This window comes from Brevibacillus sp. BC25 (assembly GCF_000282075.1).
Taxonomy (GTDB): domain Bacteria; phylum Bacillota; class Bacilli; order Brevibacillales; family Brevibacillaceae; genus Brevibacillus.
In genome coordinates this window covers 1-2,412 of record NZ_AKIX01000090.1, presented here as the reverse complement: position 1 = coordinate 2,412, position 2,412 = coordinate 1, and the positions used below count along the sequence as shown (strand labels likewise).

3 protein-coding genes are annotated in these 2,412 nt (G+C 47.1%); all 3 read left to right on the top strand.

Going from position 1 to position 2,412, the window contains the following annotated elements; translation table 11 throughout:
• A partial coding sequence (glmU, locus tag PMI05_RS21805) for a bifunctional UDP-N-acetylglucosamine diphosphorylase/glucosamine-1-phosphate N-acetyltransferase GlmU (protein ID WP_007726401.1) occupies positions 1-1,000 on the top strand: 1,000 nt, incomplete at its 5' end.
• 22 nt (positions 1,001-1,022) lie between these two features.
• A complete protein-coding gene (locus tag PMI05_RS21800; RefSeq protein WP_007726399.1) occupies positions 1,023-1,973 on the top strand; it encodes a ribose-phosphate diphosphokinase in 951 nt (316 codons plus the stop codon).
• 91 nt (positions 1,974-2,064) lie between these two features.
• Positions 2,065-2,412 (top strand): 50S ribosomal protein L25 (locus tag PMI05_RS21795; protein ID WP_007726395.1); only part of this gene is annotated, 348 nt, incomplete at its 3' end.

Here is a 2,412-nt window from a genome sequence, read left to right as displayed (position 1 = left end):
ACCCGCCGTATTACCTGATGCAACAGGTTATGGGCGTATCGTGCGCAATGAGGCGGGCGAAGTATTGCGAATCGTGGAACATAAGGACGCTACAGAAGCGGAACGGGCGATCAGTGAAATTAATACGGGCATATACTGCTATGACAACCGAAAATTATGGAAAGCCTTGGCGGAAGTGAAAAATGACAACGCACAAGGCGAATACTATGTAACAGACGTTGTCGGTATTTTGCGTGAGGCAGGTGAAAAGGTAGTTGGATACGAAGCGGTTGACCCGGAGGAAACAATGGGTGTTAACGATCGTGTACAGCTATCGGAAGCAGAAGCCTACATGAAAAAACGTATTATGACTGGTCACATGAGAAATGGTGTGACAATCATTGATCCAGCTGCTACGTACATCGAAACTGATGTGAAGATTGAGGCAGATACCGTGATTCACCCAGGCTCTTTCCTGCGTGGACAAACAACCGTTGGAGCTGATTGTGTAATCGGACCCCAAGCGGATCTGACGAATGTGGAAGTAGCGAGTGGCGTGAACATTTCTTACTCGGTGATGGTTGATTCGAGTGTGGAAAGCGACTCATCTGTAGGGCCATTTGCTTATGTTCGACCAGGATCACAGATTGGAAGCAATGCCAAAATCGGTGATTTCGTGGAATTGAAAAATGCGAAAATTGGTGACGGTACGAAGGTTCCTCATCTCAGCTATGTAGGAGATGCGGAGATCGGAGACGGAGTCAATATTGGCTGTGGAACGATTACCGTCAACTATGATGGTGCAGTGAAGCATAAAACAACAGTAAAAGATGGAGCATTCATCGGATGCAACAGCAATCTGGTTGCGCCTGTTACAGTTGGACAAAATGCTTATGTAGCTGCAGGATCGACCATTAATCAAGATGTGCCAGATAATGCGCTTGCGATCGCACGTGAGCGTCAAGTAAATAAAATCGATTACGCGAACAAAATGCCTCGCAAGGGCAAAAAGCAATCATAAACGGGAGGTTCTTGAGAAGATCATGGCTAACTACCGCGACCCAAAACTGAAGGTATTTACGTGCAACGCAAACCCGGAACTGGCAAAAGAAATCGCCGAACACATCGGTGTACCACTCGGAAACGCACAAGTAGTGCGCTTTAGTGATGGCGAATGCCAACTCAAACTCAATGAAAGCGTTCGCGGTTGTGACGTATTTGTCATTCAGCCTACTTCTGCTCCTGTTAATGAGCATTTGATGGAGCTTTTGGTCATGGTCGATGCATTGAAGCGCGCTTCGGCTAAGAGTATTAACGTGGTAATTCCTTACTACGGTTATGCTCGTCAAGATCGTAAAGCACGTGCACGTGATCCAATCACGGCCAAGCTGGTTGCGAACCTGATCGAGACAGCAGGTGCACAACGTGTGATTACGATGGATCTGCACGCAACACAAATCCAAGGTTTCTTCGATATTCCAGTTGATCATCTGCTGGGTGTGCCTATCTTGGGTAAACACTTCTCTGAAAAAGGTCTGAAAGATATCGTTGTCGTATCTCCAGACCATGGTGGAGTGACCCGTGCTCGTAAATTGGCAGAACGTCTGGAAGCGCCTATTGCCATTATTGACAAACGTCGCCCAGAACCAAACGTAGCCGAAGTAATGAACATCGTGGGTAACATCGAAGGCAAAACAGCGATCATCATCGACGATATTATCGATACTGCTGGAACGATCACGCTGGCTGCAAGTGCACTTGTAGAAGCAGGCGCACGTGAAGTATATGCATGCTGCACGCACCCAGTTCTGTCTGGTCCTGCTATCGAGCGTATTGCTAACTCGAAGATCAAGGAACTGATTGTGACCAACTCGATCCCGCTGACAGAAGAACAAATTATCGATAAGATTACCGTTCTTTCCGTAGCACCAATCATTGGTGAAGCAATCATTCGTGTTCACGAAGAGCTTTCCGTAAGCAAGTTGTTCGATTAATATACCAATCCCCTATTCGGGGATTGAACTAAACCTCTGATGGACAAGCTAGTGAGGAAACTTTTACTAGCGGTCCGAAGGAGGTTTTTTTGTGGAACAATTACAGGCACAGTCTCGTGAAAAAAAGACAGGCAATGCTGTAAAGGTACTGCGCAAGGAAGGTTGGGTTCCCGGTATTATGTACGGCAGCGAAGTGGGCAATAAGCCGATTCAGCTCAAAGGAAGAGAGCTGGATGCTGCCCTGCGTCACCAGGCGACGAACAAGCCATTCCGGTTGAGTGTAGACGGGGACACGCACGATGTCATGGTTTATGAGCTGCAACGGCATCCTTTGCAGGGGAACATTTTGCATGCAGATTTTAAGAAGATCAATATGAATGAAAAAATACACACGTCCGTTCCTGTCCTCATGACAGGAGATCCGGAGTTGGGTGTGGCT

Excerpts from the sequence above, each read along its gene's own strand:
- PMI05_RS21800 (WP_007726399.1), top strand. The coding sequence starts at position 1,023 with ATGGCTAACTACCGCGACCCAAAACTGAAGGTATTTACGTGCAACGCA.